Origin of the sequence: Caldithrix abyssi DSM 13497 (assembly GCF_001886815.1) — a bacterium.
Lineage (GTDB): Bacteria > Calditrichota > Calditrichia > Calditrichales > Calditrichaceae > Caldithrix > Caldithrix abyssi.
In genome coordinates this window covers 1,830,403-1,849,110 of record NZ_CP018099.1, presented here as the reverse complement: position 1 = coordinate 1,849,110, position 18,708 = coordinate 1,830,403, and the positions used below count along the sequence as shown (strand labels likewise).

Below are 18,708 nucleotides of genomic sequence, written 5' to 3'. Positions count from 1 at the left end.
CCGCAAAGCCGCAACCCAAAAAATTTCCGCAGGGATTTAAGCAACCAGTGCAGGCAACCAGTGCAGGCAACCAGTGCAAGCAGCCAGTGCAAGCAGCCAGTGCAGGCAACCAGTGCCTTACAGTCTTATCTAGATAACGCTGTAAGGCATTCTCATCGCTGTGGCATGACAGGCCGGTGATCCTCCAACTATAAGGGCAAAGGATTTTCTTGAACAATTCAACTCTGGCGAGCATTTAGCTTTGTACAAGAGAAAGAATCATTGATTTAAAATCCAGATAAAAATCTTTGGCTCTGCAAAAACGTGGACTGGCGCTTTTTCCGCAAGGTCGATGACCATACACCTATTCAACCAATCAATTTTTACACTATTTACCTGCTCAACAGTGGCAGGGAGAAAGGCGAGCAATACCATTCCTCCATCATCCTTACAAAACGCTTCGCACCGCCTGGGCCAGTTGGGCGGCGCTCACCGGCTTCATCAGCACTTCTTTAATGCCGTATTTTTCTTTTAAGGTAGGCGTTAACTCCTCGCTGTAGCCGGTTAGCAAAATAATCGGCAGGCTGTCATCCAGTTGACGGATCTTCTGCGCCAGTTCAATGCCGGTTAAATGGGGCATGGTTAAATCGGTTATGAGTAAATTAAAGCGCTTGCCGTCCTCTTCGAAGCATTTAAGCGCTTGCAGTGGATCGGAAAAAGATTCTACCTCATAGCCCAGATATTCCAATATATTTTTCTGCAAATCCAGCACCATGGATTCATCATCCACCAGCAGGATTTTTTCGTGGCCTGTTGGGATTTCCGCGTTTTGATTGGCTTCTTCCTTTTCCGGCAAATCAGCCGCCGGTAAAAATACGTGAAAAGTAGTTCCCACGCCTTTACTGCTCTCGACGATTATTTCACCGCCATAATTTTTTACGATGCCATGCACAACAGATAGCCCCAGCCCCGTTCCGCGTCCCACTTCTTTAGTGGTAAAAAACGGTTCAAAAATTCTTTCCATGGTTGGCGCGTCCATTCCAATGCCCGTATCAGAAACCGTTAAACAAACATAGGGCTTTGAGCTGAGGGAGGGATAGCGATTAATCATCTCTTCATCTGGTATTACCGACTTCAATTCGATGGTCAATGTGCCGCCCGTTGTTTCCATGGCCTGATAGGCGTTTGTGCACAGGTTCATAAAAACCTGGTGCAGCTTGGCCGGGTCGCCCAGAACAGGCTTACAATTTTTATCGATTTTACGAATCAACTCGATGGTTCTGGGGATGGATGCGCGTAAGAGATGATAGGCTTCGTTGACTATATTTTGCAGGAGTATGGGCTTGGGCTCATCATCCAGCTGTCGTGAAAACATCAAAATTTGCTGAATAAGGTCGCGGGCGCGCAGCGAGGCTTTAATGATTTGCTCCACCTGGCCTTTAAGCTTCTGATCCTGGGCATGGGCCATTTTAATCATCTCAGCATATCCTAAAATAGGGGTTAAAATATTATTGAAGTCGTGAGCGATGCCTCCTGCCAGAGTGCCGATGGTTTCCAGCCGTTGCTTTTGTTGCAGGTGTTTTTCCAGCCGCTTCTTTTCTTCTTCCAGTTCCTTTTGCGCGGTGATATCCTGCTTCAGGCCCAGGAATTGCGTTATTTCCCCTTTTTCATTAAACAGAGGGCTGATGATTACACTCTCCCAGAACAGGGAGCCATCTTTCCGTTTGTTCTGTAGCTCTCCCTTCCATATCTTGCCGGATTTAATCGTCTTCCATAGTTCTTCATAAATGACCTGAGGATGTTGTCCCGATTTAAATACGGCCGGGGTTTTGCCCATCAGTTCTTCTCTGGAGTAGCCGGTAACCTCACACAGCTTAGGATTTACATATTCGATTATGCCATTAACATCGGTAATAACGATGGAATCCGGGCTTTGCTCCACCGCCGCGCTCAGCTTCCGCAGTTCTTCTTCCGCCCGCTTCTGTTCGGTCACATCAAGGGCCAGCGCTATGACCACATCTTTTCCGAAATATTTGCTTTTGTAAAGACGAACAATTTTGGGGAATATTTCTCCGTTGGCGCGCTTGCCCCAGAACTCAAACATTTGCGGCTCGCCCTGCAGTGCTTTTTTAAATTTTTTTAGAACCATGGACATGTCGTTTTTCTCAGGAGCAGAGAGATCGACAGGCGTTTTTCCCACAAAATAACTACGCGGATAGCCGTACATCTTCACGGCGCCATCGTTAACATCCAGAAAGGTGCCATCCGGGTTTTGAATATAAATGGCTTCTTGAACCGCGTTGTACAATCCCCGATAACTCTCTTCGCTGGCTTTAATGGCCTCGCGATATTTTACCGTCTCGCTGATATCTCTGTGTATTCCAACAATGGCCCGCGGCTCCCCTTCCGAATCGTATAATAAGCTCAGGGACATATCGACATGAGCTAATTCTTTAGTCTTTTTAAATATCCCGACTTCTCCTCTCCAGAATCCGTTTTTCAGAACTTCATTTTTAATCCTTAGCAACTTTTTAATTGGCAGGTTTATATGGAGAATATCAGCTATCTTTTTGCCTTTTACATCCTCTTCTTTGTACCCATAAAAGTGTTCAGCGCTTTTGTTCCAATAGGTAATGCGATATTCAAGGTCTATGGCGATAATCGGATCCTGCGCCGCCGCAATCAACTGAGATTGGTAGAGGATTTCCTCTTCTTTGGCCTTCCGGTCAGAAATATCTTCCACGGTGCCTTCGAAATACAGCACGTTTCCCTGTTCATCTCGTACGGCCCGGGCTTTTTCGCGAACAAAGAGCGGGCTGCCGTCCTTTTTCAGCCAGACATCTTCGTGAACAATATAACCTCTGGCGTTTAGTATCTTTTCTAAAAATTTCTTTCTGCCGTTGGATTCAGGATAGCCTTCTTTATTAATGTCTCTTTTTTGCAACTCTTCCAGAGAATCGAAGCCCAGCATGTTTAAAAGGGCCGGATTCGCTTCCAGTACGCGTCCGTCGGGGCTGGTCTGGTAAATTCCAAACGGCGTATTTTCAAAAATATTGCGATATTTAATTTCGCTTTGCTTAAGGCGCTCTTCCGCTTCCATGCGCTGCATCTCCAGTCCGATGCGGCCTGCAAAGAACTCCAGGATGTGTTGCAGTTTTGATGCCAGGGCAATTTCATCTCTACTAAAAGCAAGAAATACGCCCAGCTTTTTACCATCGCTGGAAATAATGGGCGTACCCAGGTAACCGTTGGCACCCCACTGGTTTAACAAAACATCATCCGGGAAATATTTGCAAACATCTTTTTTAAACGAATGCGTTCCCTTTTTTAAAATCCGCTCGCTCGGCGAACCTTTTAAAGTGTATGAAAAATTTTTAGCAATCTTACCGTGATCATAAACCATCAGCGTATTGATTACATCATGATTATTCGCATCGATTTTACCGATAACCACATATTCCGTATTTAAAACGCTGGCCATATTTTTAACCAACGATTCCAGAATTTCGGCGGAGGTTTTGCCTTCCAACTTTTTATTGATTACTTCGATACTGCTGCGCACAATCTGCGCCTGTTTTTCCAGTTGATTTACATGCAGCGCGTAGGCAATATCTGTTGTCATTTCAATAAATAATTCGGTTTCCTCGTCAGATAGCATTAATCCGGGTTTCAAACCCACGACCAGGCTGCCGAAAACCTGTTCTTCATATTTTAACAAACTGACCACAAAGTTGCGGCAGCCGTTAATTGGCAAATCACTTTTAAAGAATTGTATGATCTGCTGGTTCTGGATGGTGCGATCAATCCATTCTTTAATCAAATTTTTTATTAAAGGCAGAGGCTGGTTTTTATCGGTATAAATTAAATCGATATTCGAACTCTCATCCAATTTTACAATCCAGGCAAAGTTAAAATCGCCGGATTCGGCGATGTATCGGCAACTCTTTAATAGTAGCGGGGCTTCATCTTTTTCTCGAACAATTAACTGATTGATGTTGCGTATCACAAAAAGAATGCGATTAAGATGGGCAATTTGCTCCTGCGCCTGCTGTTTTTCTGTAATATCGGCTAAAAAGCCCTCAATTAAAAAACCGCCTTTTTCATAACGCACTTTTCGTCCCCGTTCCCAGACCCATTTTATTTCGCCGCTGCGCGTTATAATTCGGTAAACAGATTGAAAGGGGCGGTTCGACTTTAACGCCCGGCGGACCTCGGAGAGTTTTCGTTTTAAATCTTCGGGTACAATAAGATCGGCATATTTTACTTTGTGGTTATCTAATAGTTCTTCCGGGCTATAACCGGTTAAGTCATAAATCCCTTTACTCAAAAATTTCATGGTCAAATTTTTATCGTTCAGGCCTTGATAAATAACCAGGGGCAAATTGTTCATCAAATTATCTAATTGCTGCCGGCGGTAATCCAGCTCTTTTTGTAAGGCGTAGAGCTCTGTAACATCATGCATAACGATCACCGCGCCCAGCGCTTCGGCGCTGTTTGAATCCTTAATGGGAGCAATGCTCTGCACAATGAAGCGATATTCGTTTTCTTCAGTCCCTATTTCAATTATTTCTTCTAAAAGTTTGATCTCATTGCTCTGCAGAACCTCTTTAATCAGATTTTTTATTTTCTCGGCTTTAGCAGGCGTTTTTTTTGATACGAACAAATCTGTAATAGGCTTTCCGATTCTGCTGACGGCGTTTTTGCCCCAGATTTGCAAGGCGCGCTCATTAAGAAAAGTAACTATCAACTCCCGGTCGGTTGTTATTACCACATCCCCTATCGACTTTAAAGTCGTTTGTAAATTCTGATTTTGCGTTTGGAGCTGTTTGAGCAGTTGTTTTTTTTCTGAAATATTCCGCGCCACCAGAATAATATGCTCAGATTCGGGATGTTCTTCAAAGGATAAAGCAACCAGTTCAACCGGGATTGTTTGGCCATCGTCTGTAATAAAGGTCGATTCGTGATAAAAATATGAAGATTTATTTTTAAGCGCTTTGTGAAATGGTTTAAGTATGTGCGCTACATGTTCTTTCGGGAAGAAAAGAGAGATGTGTTTGCCATTGATCTGTTCACGGGAGTAAGAGGATAATTTTAAAACCGCCTCATTCACGTATTGAACAATTCCGTTTCGATCAAGAACGATTAATAATTCTTGAGTGACGCGACTCAATCGTTCAAAAATCTTTTGATCCAGGCAAAAACCGATTTTTCGGACGAAAAAGGCCACGCCTAATCTTTCAAAAACAATTTTCAGTAATTGCCAGTTTTTGTTAAGATACGCAGTAAACGAATCATTGTGTGTAATAGCCAGAACGCCAACCAGATAGTCCCTGGCCAGCGGAATGAGCGAAAGCATCTCTTTAGAATGTTTCGCTTCGGAAGGTGGTTTAATGGTTTTCAGAGTTTGGAGCTGAAAATGTATGGCTTCGTTGTCCAGTTCCGGAGGCGGTTCGCCTTCTGTAAACTCAAAGTTGGTTTTTAAGCATTTAATGTATGCATAACTACCGGTCACGCCTGGCATGGAATTTAATATGAGCAAGGCGCTTCGGATGGAATCGTCTTCCCCCGCTCTTTCAATCAATATCTTTAATAACCGATTTTCCCCCTCAATAAAACGGAAAGCCATCGTCGCAGTGCCTGTCAATTATTCTTTTCCATTATTGTACATCGACCATTTTTTAGTCAATATTAATTTTAAAAAAACAGATTGAAAGATTAATTATCACCATCGGTAAAATTCGTCAAACTCAAATTTGCATAAATGAAAAAAGGTTTTTAAATTAGAGGCTTTAAATTTGAAAAAGAGGAGACTAATCCAATGGCATATGTTTGTGAAATTTGCGGTAAACGTCCAATGGTTGGAAATAATGTCAGTCATGCACACAATAAAACCAAACGTCGTTTTATGCCCAATTTGCAGAAAATCCGTGTTCAAACGCCGCAGGGCGTAAAAAGAATGCGTGTTTGTACAAGCTGTATTCAGGCGAACAAAATACAAAAGCCTGCCTTAGTTTAAGTCGGCTCACGGGCCGGCTTTTTTTTTATACGATTTTCATCGCCCCCAACATTGACAATAAGGTACAAATTATCAGATAAAAAATACTTAAAGGCTCTACAATGGGCGGTACGCCGGAATGGCGGTTTACAAATTTCAATTGAGACAGGCCGAACCAGACCCCCATGCCCCCTAATAATAAATTCGAATAGTGCATAAAAGGTAAAGACAATAAATTAAAAACAAACACGGCGGGGCTTAATACAAAAAAGGCGATACTCAGCCACCTTTTCCAGCGGTGCCGCCGGCGGCCAATGGTTCTTTTGTAACGGATATGCGTCAACCAGATAAAGTTAAAAAGGTTAACAATAATCACCAGACCGATGATAAACTCCCAACGACCAATCATTTTGACCTCGGCGTTATAATTTATAAACAAAAACTTGTTGAAGTCTTAAAATAAAGCGGACCTTTTCTGATTAGGATACTTCCCTTGAAAGATTCGGTCCGCGCGGGAGGGATGCGAAAATTTTTGTGCTGTTTAAAAAACTCATCCCCCCACCCTGGGGCTGTCCCAAAAGTCAAAGACAATGTATTTTTATAAAGTTTTTCTTTCCCTCACCCCCTTTAATTCCCCCTCTCCCGAAAATCGGGAGAGGGGGGCAGGGGGTGAGGGCTACTGTAAGCTTTTTCCTATCTTTGTATAATTTTTCATTAGATGTTGCTTTTGAGACACCCTCGGGCGTAACAAGACTTCTTAATATTTAAAATGTTTAATTTTTTCGCCTTTCCCTCCGATATCGCTCATGGCTTCAATGCCGATTTTAAGATGGAGCTCGGTGTATTTTTGCGTAACATAAGCATCCGATTCCTCTGTTTTTACCCCGTCGGGCGTCATGGGCAAATCGCTAACCAGCAGCAAGGCGCCTCGCGCGATGGCATTGGCATGGCCCACAATAAAAACGGTAGCCGTCTCCATATCGATGGCAATAGCGGATATTTTTCGCAAATACGCTTTAAAAGGCTCATCCCATTCCCAGACGCGACGGTTAGTGGTGTAGATAACTCCCGTGCGGTACTCCAGGTCATACTTTAAGAGCTTCTCCGAAACGAATTTGTGAAGCTTAAAAGAAGGCAGGGCCGGAACCTCTGGAGGAAAATAATCATTACCGGTTCCTTCGCCTCTGATGGCGGCGATGGGCAGAATAAAATGACCAAGTTCGGTGCTTTTTTTGAGTCCGCCGCATTTTCCCAAAAACAAAACGCCCTGGGGATTGCGCGCCGTAAGCAAATCCATGATGGTGGCCGCATTGGGCGACCCCATGCCAAAATTGATGATTGTAAGGCCCCGGGAATTAGTAGCCGTTTGCATGGGGCGCCCTTCTCCTTTGATGGAACAGTTGAACCGTTCGGCGAACATGGTTAAGTAATGCGCAAAATTGGTGATTAAAATATAGTCGCCAAAAGCGTCAATTTCAGTGCCCGTATAACGAGGAAGCCACAATTTAGCGATATCCAGCTTTGTGAGTTGTTCCGAACTTTTATTTGAGGTAAGAGGTACCATGATCTATTCTCTTTTAGTTCCTTATTAATGAATGTACAAATGAAAAGCATTACCATCAAACTAAATTTTTTGCGCCCTCTGGACGCATTGTGTGATCGAATAAGTTGGGAGTTATTTCCAATGGTGTAAGTAATTCCTCTGCGCTGGCCAGTTTCGTGTAAAGGCAAAAAAAGAAATGAGAGTCCGGCGGCCATTCAACTAATCAACTCTTACACTCTTACACTCTTAAACTCTTATACTCTTATACTCTTAAAATTTTCTCCTCGCCAGAGCGTGATCAAAATGAAAGGTCATCCCTTTTAAAGCGAACTCTAATTTTTTTCAGAGTTTAGTCAAATTGCATTAAATTGTCAGGGTAAGCGGAGGAATCGATATGAAAAAATTCCTGATAGTAGTCGTCGTATTTTTATTTGCCTGTCAATCTTCTTCCAAAAGGATTGCCTGGCTCTCTGATACGCATGTGTCCCCCGCAACAGGCGGTACGCAAGATTTAATAGCCGTAGTTAAGGACATCAACCGGCAAAAAAATATTCACCTGGTCATCATCAGCGGCGACATCACAGAGATTAATACCGGCTCCAATCTGCAAACGGCCAAACACATTTTAGATCGTTTAGAGATGCCCTACTACATCATTCCCGGCAATCACGACAGCAAATGGAGCGACTCCGGATTACAGGGTTTCCGTAAACTTTTTGGAGATGATAAATTTCAGTTCGATTTGATAGGCATCCGGTTCATCGGGCTGCATCAGGGGCCGGTTTTACGGATGGCGGATGGACATTTTTCACCACAGGATTTAAACTGGCTGCTAAATGTTCTGAGTCATTTGCGCCATCCCCGACAACCGGTTGTACTGATTACGCATTACCCGCTTTATCCTCCGTTCGCCGTGGACAATTACTTCCGCCTTCTTAAAATCATCCGCAATTACAATATTAAAATGATCCTTCACGGTCACGGTCACCGCAATCGCCAGGTAAACGCCTACGGCATCCCGCAAATTATGGGCCGATCGACTTTAAGCAGAGGGAAAAAAGCGGCCTACAATATCATTGAACTGGATCGCAAAGAATTCAGATTTTTTGTAAAAACCGTCGGTGAAAAGAGACCGTCTCTCTGGACGAAAGTCGATCTGGAAACCGATTATGTTGTGGCAGACTCTTTAATTGAGCGGCCGGACTACTCTGTAAATGCGCAGTATCCTGCCGTCAAAGAAACCTGGAAACGTTCTTTCAATGCTTTAATCACCGCATCGCCGGCGGCCAATAAACATGCGGTATTTATCGGCGATCACATGGGGCGTTTGCATTGCCTCGACCTGGCTTCCGGAGAAGAAATCTGGACTCAAAGATTTTCCGGCGCCCTGTACTCTCAACCGACATTAGCAAAGAAACGCATTGTTTTTACCTGCGCCGACAGCAATGTTTATTGTCTGGATGCACAAAAGGGTGAGCGAATCTGGCAATTTAAAACTGGAGCGCCGCTGTATGCCGTACCTGTAGTCTCCGGCGACACCGTTTTTGTGGGCAGAAACGACGGTGCGTTTTACGCGCTGGATTTAAACAGCGGAAAATGCATCTGGCAGTTTAACGAGATTAACGGCTACATCGAGACCAGACCTTTATTAACGAAAGACAAAGTGGTTTTTGGCGCGTGGGACGGATATTTGTACGCCCTTAAAAAAAGAGATGGACGCCCGGTCTGGAAATGGCGCGGCCCCGCAGAAAATGCGCTATTTTCGCCGGCGGCTTGCTGGCCGGTTGCCGTTAAAAACCAGTTGTTTGTGGTTGCGCCGGATCGATTTTTAACGGCCATCGATTTATCCACCGGCCTCACGCTGTGGAGGAGCAATCGCTACAAAGTGCGCGAAACCATCGGCGCCGACGGACATTTTGTGTTTGCCAAATGCATGCGCGACACAGTTTTTTCGTTGCGTCCTTCCGAAAAGGCTCCGCGCTACAACTGGGTAAAGAACATGGATTTTGGCTACGACATTGCTAATTCGATGATTCAGGTTAAAGGGCAAACGGCGTTTTTCGGCACCAAAAACGGCCTGGTTGTAGCTTTTAATATTCAAGATGGAAAAGTAATCTGGAAGCACAAAACTGGAAACAGTTTTATCCCGACGGCGCTTCCCCTTTCCTCTTCTTCTCTTATTGTAAGTAGCATGGATGGCTTTGTGGTCAGGCTAAAATATTCGAACCATTAATATTTGACGGGCTTGGGTTTTACGGGGCCTTCCATTTTGGCATGAACAAATTGATCGACCACCGCATTATCGGTGCTGTAGAGTTCATCTAAACTGCCATTAAAAATTATTTTGCCCATGTGCAACATAACCACCCGGTCTGCAACGCGACTGACGCTTTGCATATCGTGCGTTACGATAACCGAGGTAACTTTAATTTTTTCGTTCAGCTCATTAATCAAATGGTCGATATTGGCGGCCATAATGGGGTCAAGGCCGGTGGTGGGTTCATCATAAAGCACATATTTCGGGTCCATGATAATCGCCCGGGCCAGCCCAACGCGTTTTTTCATCCCTCCCGAGAGCTCGGAAGGATACAATTTTTCGGTGCCCGGCAGGCCGACCATTTCCAGCTTCTCTGCCACTTTAAGACGAATCTCTTTATCTGTTAGATTGGTGTGTTCATGCAAAGGCAGGGCAATATTTTCGGCCACGGTCATGGAATCGAACAAGGCGGCGCCCTGGAAAAGGAAACCAAATTGTTTTCTCAAAAAAAAGAGGTCTTTTTGACGGATCTTTTTAATGGGAACATCGTCGATTAAAATATACCCGTCGTCTGGCTGCATCAGGTTCAGGATGTGCTTTAACAATACGCTTTTCCCGCATCCGCTACGTCCGATGACTACCAGTTTTTCGCCGTCATAAATATCCAGATTGACGCCGCGTAAAACAACTTTATCGTCAAAGGATTTTTTTAAGTTTACAATATTTATCATTTTTTCTCATTTACCCGTTAAAACAACAGAACCGATAACAAATAATCATTCAATAAAATTAAAGCGGCGGAGAGCACAAATGCCCTGATGGTGGCCTTTCCCACGCCTTCGGCCCCGCCCTCGGTATTAAAGCCCACATGGCAGCCGATAATGGCGGTTACGCCGCCAAAGACAAAGGCTTTAATCAGGCCGGACATTACATTCATAATGGTAAAAAATTCTTTGACGCTGCCAAAAAAGATTTCCGGCGGCAGGTCCAGATTCATATAAGCCACCAGATAGGCGCCCATCAGGCCCACAAAATCGGCGAAGATGGTCAGAATGGGCACCATTGCAAAACCAGCTAAAATTCTGGGCAGAGCCAGATAGCGCAGGGGATCAATCGCCAGTGCCTCCAGGGCGTCTATCTGCTCGGTAACCTTCATGGTGCCCAATTCGGCGGCAATGGAAGCCGAAACACGTCCGGCGGCAACCAACGCAGTCAACACAGGGCCTAATTCAATAAAAATAGCGATACTGGTCGCTGCGCCAAGATAATTAAAAGAGATGTATCCTTCCAGCTGGTAGGCCGTTTGAATGGAAGCCACCGCGCCGGCAAAAACGCCCACAAAAATCACCAACGGCAAAGAGCGCACGCCAATCTGCATCATCTGTTCTAAAATTAAGAAGCGGGTTCTCCACAGCTCAGAAAGATATTTAAACGTTTTCCAGAGCATGATAAACACCGCGCCCGTTTCGGTAAAAAGGCGCAGTGTCTTTTGCCCAATGCGTTCTAACAACAGGATCATCGCTTAAAAATCCACCCCAATTGAAAAATAGTGTTTCGGCTTACTGGAACTCTTTAAATCGTATTGCCAGGCAATATCATATTTTAAAATAAATCCCAGGAAAGACAAAAAGAAGCGCGTACCAAAGCCGTAGCCCATTACAATATCTTTAAGCCGACCATTTTTAATGCCTCTGAAGCCTTCCTGACGATCCGAGTTCCAGGCCGTGCCGATATCGGCAAACAGCACGCCTTTAATATTCCCAAAGCGCATTGGCGGAAAACCTAACTGCATATACGGAATAAAAGGAAAGCGAAACTCCCCGTTAAAAAGCACCACATTGTTGCCCGTTTTTTCATAGTAGCGGGCGCCGCGCAGCGGGGTAATGAACTCTGAAAAATAGACATCATACACAGAGGTCAGGCGAATATCGCCGTTAAATTTACGGTTCAGCCAGTTTTCGGTTCCGCCAAGGAAAAACTGCTGCGGATTCTTTCCACGACTCATGCCGGTATTCAAGCGAAGACCAATGTTGTAGTTATCGCTTAATTTAAAATATTTCCGCATATCTACCAGCACCGTGGCAAACTCCGGACTGTTCTTGGTGTAATGAGGACTGACGACAAAATTAAAAGCGCCCCTGAATCCTTCTCTGGGACCGGTGTCGGTGTAATACCATTCCGAATTGTCGAACACATAGCGGATGCCCGGTAAAATACTGCGCACGATCTGCGTGGTGGAACCATCCAGATAAAAATATTCCAGCGAGGCGTTCCACCAGTTAATGAACATATCTACTCGCGCAAATTTACTAAAAGGATAGGATGCCAGAAACCATGCGCCGTAATTTCGATAGCGGATTAGCCCATAATATCCAGAAAAATAGGTGTTAGCATAATGAAAAAGCGTAACGCCAAAATCCGTTCTTTTGGGCAAATACAAATATTGTAAATTGATGTAACTGTTTCGCAAATCAAACACAAGATTGGTGCCTAAAAATACTTTATGATCGCCCAGCACATCGCTAAAGGCAATGGCCGTATATCCCTGAAAGCCCCACAACGTGGTGTAGTAAGCCTGTCCCTGTACGATATCCGGGCTAAATTTTACACGATAATTGTGAATTTTATAATGGCCGTCTTCAAACTTGTATTCTTTTTCTTTCAATTTGACTTTTACTTTTTTTACGCGCGTCCGGCGTTCCAGATCGGCAAACACATACTTGCTATAATCGATGGATTTGGGCACGCGTACCTGTTTTTGCACCGAGTCAATATCCGTTGTAATTCGTTCTCTTTTTGCGACCGCTTTCTTTTCTTTTGATTTTTGTTCCAGTTTTTGAAAATAGACCGTTTTGGTCAATTGGACGGGTTTTAGATCCAGCGGATTTTTGATCAAATAGATATCCCATCCGCCTTCTTCAAAAGAAGCGAAGACCAATTGTTTCCCGTCGCGGTCCATAGAAAGCTGGAAGGCGCCGGTTAATAAATTAGAAACGGCCCAACTGCTGTCTGTTTCCAGATCGTGGCGGTAAATATTATAAATTCCGTTTCGATCGCTCACGTAAAAAACGGTTTTGCCGTCCGGCGCAAAAATGGGGTCGCTTTCACGAAAGGGCGTATTGGTCACCCTGCGTATTTTCCCGCCGTTTTTATCAACGATGTAAATATCTGTGTTCCGGTAATTGTGTTGAGTAATATCATAATCGGGCGGAATGGAGTCCGGATTCACAAAATTCCCCCGATCCGAAACGAAAATGATCTGCCGACCATCGGGCGACCATTCGGGATAACTATCCGAGAAAATATCATTGGTCACCTTTTTTATAGACTCATCCTTCAGATCAAAGATGTAAATATCGCTTTCACCGTTCATATTTCCCACAAAAGCAATTTCGTCGCTGTTCGGCGACCAGGATGTAGAGTAGATACCGTCAAAGTCAAATTTGTGCTGGATGAATTTGTCTTTTTCCAGATCATAAATGTAAAGCGCATCTCTGTCGCCGGCCTTGGCAGCAAAGACAATCTTTTTACTATCGGGCGACCAGCCCATGCCCGGCGTAAGCCATTTCAGCTCTTCAAAGTTCGTAGAAGACTCGCCTTTGATTAAGCGTTTGACGACTTTGTTTTCCAGTACATCCATTAAATAGATCGATTGCTTTCCGTCGCGATCGGACAGGTACACCATTTTATCGCCACGCGGAGAAAGAGTTGGGCTGCTATTCAAATAATGTTTTTTCTTTTTATGATCGGTTAGCTGTCGCGCAAAATCGCCGGCTTCTTTACGATTGGCAATATCGGGCCAGTACTCTTTACGCATGGCCTTTTGCCACTCTTCGGATAATTCTTTTAAGTCAATGCCCAGGGCCGATTTAAAGGCGCCGTCAAAACGAAAACTGCCTTTAATTTTATGTAAAATCTCACTGAGTTTCTGCTGCCCGTACTTTTCGGCAATGTAGCGGAACAAACTCTGTCCGCCCTGATAGGCCAGGTAGTAACTTAAATATTCGATGGGCGGTAGATAGCCGGAGATGGTTGCATCGCGGATGATCATATCGGCGCGCGTATCCCACTCTATTGAAAAATATTCGGCCAGGCCTTCGGCAAACCAGGTGGGAACGGGCACCACCTGCCCGGAAATGATCGACTGCAGCGAACCGCCGTACAGCATGTCGTTCATTACGGCGTGCACCAATTCGTGATGTACAACGTGCTGCAATTGCGCATAGGAACCTTCGAAAGGCAATACCACACGATTTTTATAAAGCTCCGTTACGCCGCCAACGCCCTCCGGCAAAAACTGATCGATCACATTGGTTTGTTGAAAATCGTTATGAGAGTTGTAAACTATGATCATAACTCGTTTGGAAAGCTCATAATCAAAGTCCTGACGCAAATCCACATACGAGCTCTCGGCAATATTGGCCACATAGGTTGCCAACCGATAACCACCTTTATAAAAATAGACATCAAAATGCTCGGACTGGATATAATACCACTTGAAATTTTTATATTGCACTTTGTTCTGGCCGAACTGAGCGAATGCCATGGAGAGAGCGGTTAAAAGAATAAGTATTATCAAATGCATACGTTGCATGCTAAATCCTCCAGCAGTAAATAAGTTTTAAGGTAAAGATTATAATATCAAGTTTCAAGCCCAATGTAATTGTTGCTCTCATTCTCTTTAACGCTTAAATTAATAAAAAAATTTACGCTTTACACAGGGATTGAGTTCAAATATTATGAAAAAAATTCTACTCTTTTTGCTGGCTGCATTTTTATTGACCGTTAGCTGTACGCCAAAAGCAAACAATGAGATCGACAAAGATCAGTTTGCGCAAATCACTGCAAAAATACTGATCATTCAATACGCCAGTATTCCACAGCAACAAAAGGCCATTTTCGTTCGGCATCTGTTAAACAAATATGAATTAACCAGCCATGATTTCCTGGCGGTTAAAGAGCGCCATGTAGCCGATCCCTATTACTGGGAAGAGGTTTACGGAAAAATAAACAAAATATTAGAGAATGTGGACATTAAAAAAATGGATGAATTTTTAGAACTAATGAGCTCACACTAATGCAGCGCAGCCGCAACCAAAATCAACCGCAACGCGCGCAAAGTAATTTTTTATCAGATTACGCCAATCATCGCAGAAAATTATTTAACATGTAAGACGCAAGTTTAGCAAACCGGCGCTCTACTATTTCGGGCACAGCCTCCCGCTCCGCGTGATAATTTTTAATTCAAGTACAGCATAGCAGCAAGCAAAAACATTTCTGGCTCTACTGGGATTCCTGTGGAAAAAGGTCTAATTTACCAAGAAAGAAAAGTATTGCTATCCTAAAATTTTCAAATTTTCTAAAGCCTCTACCAACTGTTTTTATCTCCTGTATCTTGCCGTTCAACCATTCGGCTACTGAATTATCTATCTGATATCTTATATAGTTTAATAAGCCATCTGAATGAGCAATGAGCATTTTTGCTACTTTAATCATTTTATTTAAAGAACGTCCCTTAATATCCTGATACCATTCCGCAAAAAAGAATTTCGCATCATTTATTGTTTCACTCCTAAAGAATTCTTTGAAGTTCTCTTTGGCCGCCCAAGCCTGGGAAGTGATAAGGTTAAGTTCTTGAATTTTTCTGAAACGCGATAATTGCTTGTCCGTCATATTTTCCGGATTCTTTAAAAATAAATATTTACTTTTCACTAAGGTTTTATCATTAGATTTTTGTAATTTACGGGCTTCCTCTCGTCTGGTTTTATCCACTCCATCATTTAAATACTTCATTATATGAAATTTGTCATGCACTATGGAAGCATTGGGAAGCTCCTTTTGAACAGCTTTAATAAAAGCTTTCCACATATCCATACTGACCGCTTTGAGGCCCTCCTTTTGTTTCTCTGTTAATCCCTTGTTTATTAAGGAACTGGCAGAGCTTGTTGTGCGACCTTCACTTACATCTATTACACGTCTTCTTTCACTATCGGATAATACGCTTACATAAGTATGACCTCTTTTCATACTCTTCTCATCTATCCCGATATATTTAATGTCCTCTTCCGTTCGGCGTGATAGCCCGCGTTCCACTGCTTTGCTCATTATATGATGAAGCATATCAAAGCTGATCCGTAAAAATTGTGCCGTTTTGCTCTGGTTTTTGGAGGCCAGTAATAACTCAATAGCAAAACGTTCAAATAATAAAGTCGTTCGACTCGACTTTTCTGCCCAAGGAACTTTGATCGTTTTTACTCCGTGTTCCTTGCATTTAATGCGGGGAACTTTGCAGACAATATAGGTCTTCATTTGGCATGTATCCAAATGCCGCCAACGACGTTTTTCGCGATGATCATAAATATCATATTCCACTTCGCATTCGGGACAAAAACCTTTTTTTGACTTATAGATAATCTCTATTTCTACTTCCTCATTCGCAATATCTAAGTCAACTTTAGACACTTCCCAGGGATGCGAAAGTCCCAAAATCTGTTTAAATAATTCTTTATCTTTCATAAACTCAATCTAAGGATTATTTTTGTTTTTCACAAAAATCCCAGTAGAGCCACATTTCTGCAGGAATTTGGTAGTAGGAATTCACCACATTTGCAGAAACAGGTATGAAATGACAGACTAACTATTCAACCATTCAACTAATCAACTATTCACCCCATCCATCGGCGCAATTTACGCCCCGTCTCTTTTTTAAAGATTATAAGAATTCTCTCTTTGTTCGAAATGACAATGCACGCTTTTGAGAGCAAATTCATTAAAGAAAAAAAGGCTTGTTCCTGAAAATCAGGAAGTGGCCTTTTCCGTGATTTCAGTTTCTTCTTCAGGTGGAATTGAGCCGTTCAGTATCTGGTATTCAGCCAGAATGACACTGGCAATAGAAGGTAAAAAATCCTCCTTTCCCAGGCGTTCCAGGCCATTTTCAATTTTAATCGCTTCCGGTATAAATCCGATCAAACCATTTGTAGCCAGAGAAAGCAACGGCTCAAAATAATTATTCCAGATTTTGTCAATTTTTTTGTCAGAAGGCCATTTTAATAAAGCCTTGATGTACCAGGAAACAGTCCAGGGCCAAATTGCGCCATTAAAATACGAACCGCCATTCTTTCCATTTGCCGCGCCATCGTTAGCGTCATAAATGGATCGCGACCTTAATCCGTAAGGGGTTAGCAACTCTTCTTCTATGCGTTTTAGCGCCTTATGCGCCATGGTTGGCTCAATCGGGCTAAAAGGGAGAATGAGCGGAATGATTTGATTGATTCGAAAATCCTGGTTTTCTTCATTGGAATTGATAAAGTCATAAAAGCCGTTTTCTTCTGGTAGAATAAATTTTTTCGAGAAAGACGCGTTTACTTTTTTAATCCATTGTTTATATTTAAAAGACAATCGTTTTTTACCCAATTGATTGGCAAATAATATCATTATGTTCAAAGCGTTGTACCATAAGGCATTGACTTCCAGAAGCTTTCCGTATCGATACACATTGCCCTCTTTGCTCTTCAGCGGAATCCAGGAAACATTTATTTTTCTTTCTCCGCTGAAAATCAAACCGTCTTTATCGGCATAGGTGTTAAAATGCGTGCCTTTCTGAAAAAGATCGACAATAGAGCGTATGCGGTCAAATACATCTTCCACAAATTTGAGTTCATTGGTTTTGAGATAATATTCATAGACTATCTGAATCAGCCATAAACTTAAATCTACCTGGTTGTAAACGGGGCGCTCATCGACATATGGATAATTGGATGGCAGAATTCCGGCGTCCAGGGTTTTTAAAAGATCCTTAATTGTATTCTTTATCAGTTGATAATTTTCCGAAAGCTGTATAAAGGCGGATAATTCCTGCATAAAGAAAAAGGTCTGCGATTTGTTATTAAAAAGTGAAATGGGAAAATTTAATTTGTCTTCTTTTATTTGAATGGTGCGCTGAAAGTTTTTGGTCATCTTTTTTAATTGATTATGCTGCGGTATAAAATCAAAATAATGGTATCGGCGTCTTCTGCTTTCCAGAAAATATTGCTCTTCAAAATCGAGCTTATACTTATCAAGCGCGTTAACCGAGATAAACAAATCGAAGGTTTCATAAGGTTTAATATCCACCTGAAAAAAGCCGGGGTTAAATAGATCTTCGGGGCCTGGCTGATAGTTTTTATAATCTTTAGGATAGACAAATCCATGATACCACAGGGTGGCGGGAATAAATTCTCCTTTGTCAAAATAGATGTACAATTCTGGCATCTTTCCTCTGGGTGCCCAGCGGACAAAAGATTCTCCTAAATAAGTATCGGTATTTAAGCCCTGAATTTCGGTATTCAGTACATCATTAAAACGCACCGCAATAAATGGTTTGATAACCAGAGTAACCGGCCTTCCCTGATTCAACAGTTCGTAACGAACCAGCAGAATATTTTGATTTTCCAGAAGCAATGTTACTTTGCGAATGCGCCGGTCTTCAATTTGATAGAAAAAACAGGGAAAGGGATCCAGACAAAATTTTTCCAGATACTGATAACCATGGGGATAGATGCTGTCTTTATAAGAGTTAGTTGAAATTTCGTACAGTTTATTTTCAACAAAAATCGTTTCTTCGAATTTGGCCAGAGTGACCACCTTGCGATTGAGCGTGGGATGCGGCGTAACCAGTAAACCATGCTCGCGTTTGGTGTTCATCCCGCAAATGGTAGAAGACGAATAGGCGCCTAACGAGTTTGCCTCAAGCCATTCGTAGCGCTGCGCCTTCTTGATATCCTGTAACACATCCTTATGAAATTCCATTTTATGCCTTCGACTCCCAAATTAGATGATTAAACCTGAATAATATTATTCATTAAATTTTCACAACCTGTAGTGACTTGCGTCAATTGTAGCAATCCTTTTCTTGCGCTACCGTAAAACTCCTTATGTTCTTTCGCTTTTTTCTGG

General features: G+C 42.8%; 11 protein-coding genes. 3 read left to right on the top strand and 8 right to left on the bottom strand.

Annotated elements, in window-relative coordinates; translation table 11 throughout:
- Nucleotides 1–427: 427 nt before the first annotated feature.
- Nucleotides 428–5,605 carry a PAS domain S-box protein gene (locus tag Cabys_RS07210; protein WP_006929607.1) on the bottom strand — a complete coding sequence of 1,726 codons (5,178 nt, stop codon included), beginning with the start codon at nucleotides 5,603–5,605 and terminating at the stop codon, nucleotides 428–430.
- Nucleotides 5,606–5,797: 192 nt separating this feature from the next.
- On the opposite strand from Cabys_RS07210, the gene rpmB reads away from it, so the two are divergent.
- Entirely contained in the window at nucleotides 5,798–5,995 is a 198-nt protein-coding gene (rpmB, locus tag Cabys_RS20580; RefSeq protein WP_006929606.1) for a 50S ribosomal protein L28, read from the top strand.
- Nucleotides 5,996–6,020: 25 nt separating this feature from the next.
- Here the strand turns inward: rpmB and Cabys_RS07200 are convergent, their stop codons facing one another.
- Nucleotides 6,021–6,383, bottom strand: coding sequence for a hypothetical protein (locus Cabys_RS07200; protein WP_044281246.1), 363 nt, complete (start codon nucleotides 6,381–6,383; stop codon nucleotides 6,021–6,023).
- Nucleotides 6,384–6,731: 348 nt separating this feature from the next.
- Nucleotides 6,732–7,538, bottom strand: a complete 807-nt coding sequence (locus tag Cabys_RS07195; RefSeq protein ID WP_006929605.1) for an AMP nucleosidase — start codon at nucleotides 7,536–7,538, stop codon at nucleotides 6,732–6,734.
- 373 nt (nucleotides 7,539–7,911) lie between these two features.
- Here Cabys_RS07195 and Cabys_RS07190 point away from each other — a divergent pair, with 373 nt between their 5' ends.
- On the top strand, nucleotides 7,912–9,750 hold the full coding sequence (locus tag Cabys_RS07190; RefSeq protein ID WP_006929604.1) for an outer membrane protein assembly factor BamB family protein: 1,839 nt from the start codon (nucleotides 7,912–7,914) through the stop codon (nucleotides 9,748–9,750).
- Here Cabys_RS07190 and Cabys_RS07185 read toward each other — a convergent pair.
- The 3 genes from Cabys_RS07185 to Cabys_RS07175 are packed head-to-tail and all read right to left on the bottom strand — an operon-like array spanning nucleotide 9,747 to nucleotide 14,368.
- Complete coding sequence (locus tag Cabys_RS07185) at nucleotides 9,747–10,505, bottom strand: ABC transporter ATP-binding protein (protein WP_006929603.1); 759 nt, start codon at nucleotides 10,503–10,505, stop codon at nucleotides 9,747–9,749. The two genes, Cabys_RS07190 and Cabys_RS07185, sit on opposite strands and share 4 nt — an antisense overlap.
- 17 nt (nucleotides 10,506–10,522) lie before the next feature.
- The gene (locus Cabys_RS07180; protein WP_006929602.1) at nucleotides 10,523–11,293 is read right to left on the bottom strand and encodes an MlaE family ABC transporter permease; all 771 of its coding nucleotides are present in this window, start codon (nucleotides 11,291–11,293) and stop codon (nucleotides 10,523–10,525) included.
- Between the two features lie 3 nt (nucleotides 11,294–11,296).
- Nucleotides 11,297–14,368 carry a peptidase MA family metallohydrolase gene (locus Cabys_RS07175; protein WP_006929601.1) on the bottom strand — a complete coding sequence of 1,024 codons (3,072 nt, stop codon included), beginning with the start codon at nucleotides 14,366–14,368 and terminating at the stop codon, nucleotides 11,297–11,299.
- A gap of 145 nt (nucleotides 14,369–14,513) precedes the next feature.
- Between Cabys_RS07175 and Cabys_RS07170 the strand changes: the two genes are divergently transcribed.
- Nucleotides 14,514–14,852 (top strand): hypothetical protein, encoded by a 339-nt coding sequence (locus tag Cabys_RS07170; RefSeq protein ID WP_006929600.1) that lies wholly within the window; start codon nucleotides 14,514–14,516, stop codon nucleotides 14,850–14,852.
- A 205-nt stretch (nucleotides 14,853–15,057) separates the two neighbouring features.
- Here Cabys_RS07170 and Cabys_RS07165 read toward each other — a convergent pair whose 3' ends face one another.
- Both Cabys_RS07165 and Cabys_RS07160 read right to left on the bottom strand, forming a co-directional pair.
- On the bottom strand, nucleotides 15,058–16,290 hold the full coding sequence (locus tag Cabys_RS07165) for an ISL3 family transposase (RefSeq protein ID WP_006926671.1): 1,233 nt from the start codon (nucleotides 16,288–16,290) through the stop codon (nucleotides 15,058–15,060).
- Nucleotides 16,291–16,572: 282 nt separating this feature from the next.
- The gene (locus tag Cabys_RS07160) at nucleotides 16,573–18,561 is read right to left on the bottom strand and encodes a glycogen debranching enzyme N-terminal domain-containing protein (RefSeq protein ID WP_006929599.1); all 1,989 of its coding nucleotides are present in this window, start codon (nucleotides 18,559–18,561) and stop codon (nucleotides 16,573–16,575) included.
- Nucleotides 18,562–18,708: the final 147 nt, after the last annotated feature.

Excerpts from the sequence above, each read along its gene's own strand:
- rpmB (WP_006929606.1), top strand. The coding sequence starts at position 5,798 with ATGGCATATGTTTGTGAAATTTGCGGTAAACGTCCAATGGTTGGAAAT.
- Cabys_RS07210 (WP_006929607.1), bottom strand. The coding sequence starts at position 5,605 with ATGGCTTTCCGTTTTATTGAGGGGGAAAATCGGTTATTAAAGATATTG.
- Cabys_RS07160 (WP_006929599.1), bottom strand. The coding sequence starts at position 18,561 with ATGGAATTTCATAAGGATGTGTTACAGGATATCAAGAAGGCGCAGCGC.
- Cabys_RS07195 (WP_006929605.1), bottom strand. The coding sequence starts at position 7,538 with ATGGTACCTCTTACCTCAAATAAAAGTTCGGAACAACTCACAAAGCTG.
- Cabys_RS07175 (WP_006929601.1), bottom strand. The coding sequence starts at position 14,368 with ATGCAACGTATGCATTTGATAATACTTATTCTTTTAACCGCTCTCTCC.
- Cabys_RS07180 (WP_006929602.1), bottom strand. The coding sequence starts at position 11,293 with ATGATCCTGTTGTTAGAACGCATTGGGCAAAAGACACTGCGCCTTTTT.
- Cabys_RS07165 (WP_006926671.1), bottom strand. The coding sequence starts at position 16,290 with ATGAAAGATAAAGAATTATTTAAACAGATTTTGGGACTTTCGCATCCC.
- Cabys_RS07185 (WP_006929603.1), bottom strand. The coding sequence starts at position 10,505 with ATGATAAATATTGTAAACTTAAAAAAATCCTTTGACGATAAAGTTGTT.
- Cabys_RS07200 (WP_044281246.1), bottom strand. The coding sequence starts at position 6,383 with ATGATTGGTCGTTGGGAGTTTATCATCGGTCTGGTGATTATTGTTAAC.
- Cabys_RS07170 (WP_006929600.1), top strand. The coding sequence starts at position 14,514 with ATGAAAAAAATTCTACTCTTTTTGCTGGCTGCATTTTTATTGACCGTT.
- Cabys_RS07190 (WP_006929604.1), top strand. The coding sequence starts at position 7,912 with ATGAAAAAATTCCTGATAGTAGTCGTCGTATTTTTATTTGCCTGTCAA.